At 44.9% G+C, this 1,568-nt stretch carries 1 protein-coding gene; it reads right to left on the bottom strand.

Annotation, left to right across the window (positions count from 1 at the left end):
- Positions 1-158 precede the first annotated feature (158 nt).
- Positions 159-1,313, bottom strand: coding sequence for a methionine adenosyltransferase (gene metK / locus Q0203_RS00255; protein ID WP_297928685.1), 1,155 nt, complete (start codon positions 1,311-1,313; stop codon positions 159-161).
- Between the last annotated feature and the right edge of the window lie 255 nt (positions 1,314-1,568).

Genomic DNA, 1,568 nt, shown 5'->3' with positions numbered 1-1,568 from the left:
TCGTGCGTAGCGTGCATCTTGATGCACGACCAAACCACGCACGGAACGTTATTTACCCCTTTCGGGCATTCACGATTTCGTGCAACAAGTTGCACGCTACGATTCAAAAAAAAATCCTAACGGGAAAGGCACGTTAGGATTTTATTTTCACAGGAGGATTATTTTAATCCTGCCGCAGCACGTAAGTCTGCTGCGCGATCGATTTTTTCCCAAGGGAATTGTTCGCGACCAAAGTGACCATAAGCCGCTGTTTGGCGATAAATCGGTTGGATTAAATCTAACATTTTAATTAACCCATACGGACGTAAATCAAAGAATTCACGCACTAAATTGACCAACAATTCATTGGCCACTTTGCCTGTACCGAAGGTTTCGATCATGATAGATGTCGGTTCAGCCACACCAATCGCATAGGAAAGTTGGATTTCACAACGATCGGCAAGACCGGCTGCAACAATGTTTTTCGCCACATAACGGGCGGCATAAGCAGCAGAGCGGTCAACTTTCGATGGGTCTTTACCGGAGAATGCACCGCCACCATGTCGTGCTGCACCGCCGTAAGTATCCACAATAATTTTACGACCGGTTAAACCACAGTCCCCCATCGGGCCACCAATCACAAAACGGCCGGTTGGGTTAATGAAATATTTGGTATCTTTGGATAACCAATGCGCCGGCAATACCGGTTTGATGATTTCTTCCATCACGCCTTCGTGCAAGTCTTTTTGGCTGATCGTGTCAGCGTGTTGAGTGGAAAGCACCACAGCATCAATACCGACAATGTTGTTATCTTCATATTTAAAGGTTAATTGGCTTTTCGCATCCGGTCGCAACCAATCTAATTTGCCACTTTTACGCACTTGTGCTTGGCGTTCCATTAAACGGTGCGCATAAGTGATAGCGGCCGGCATGAACACATCGGTTTCATTGGTGGCGTAACCGAACATGATGCCTTGGTCGCCTGCGCCTTGATCCAACGGATTTTCACGGTCCACGCCCTGATTGATGTCGGCAGATTGTTTGCCAATCGCATTTAATACCGCGCAAGAACGACCATCAAAGCCCATTTCAGAGCTGGTATAGCCAATATCGCAAATCACTTCACGCGCTAAGTTTTCAATATCCACCCATGCGGATGTGGTAATTTCACCACCCACTAATGCCATCCCGGTTTTCACATAGGTTTCGCAAGCAACGCGGGCTTTAGGGTCTTGTTTGATGATTTCATCTAATACCGCATCAGAAATTTGATCGGCGATTTTATCCGGATGCCCTTCAGAAACGGACTCGGACGTAAATAAATATTGACTCATACTCTTCTCCAAAATAATTCTGTGTAATAACAAACGCAAAGATGTTTAGAGGGATTTACATCTAGACGGCTATAATACGCCTTTAGCCCTAAAACGCAAGGTAATTCAGGTGGGATTTTTATCAATTTTATGCAAATAAAAAGACGGATATGGCATATACCATCCGTCTTTTACTCCTTTTAGGCATTCACGATTTCGTACGTAGCGTGCAACTTGTTGCACGAATAATTAACCTCGATGCGTAATTCACGATTT

This window comes from uncultured Aggregatibacter sp., from assembly GCF_938046485.1.
Lineage (GTDB): Bacteria > Pseudomonadota > Gammaproteobacteria > Enterobacterales > Pasteurellaceae > Aggregatibacter.
The sequence above is the reverse complement of the archived record's forward strand: the minus strand, read 5'-3'. Positions and strand labels throughout refer to the sequence as shown.

What these genes read in the sequence shown, in the direction of transcription:
- metK (WP_297928685.1), bottom strand. Translation starts at nt 1,313, where the DNA reads ATGAGTCAATATTTATTTACGTCCGAGTCCGTTTCTGAAGGGCATCCG.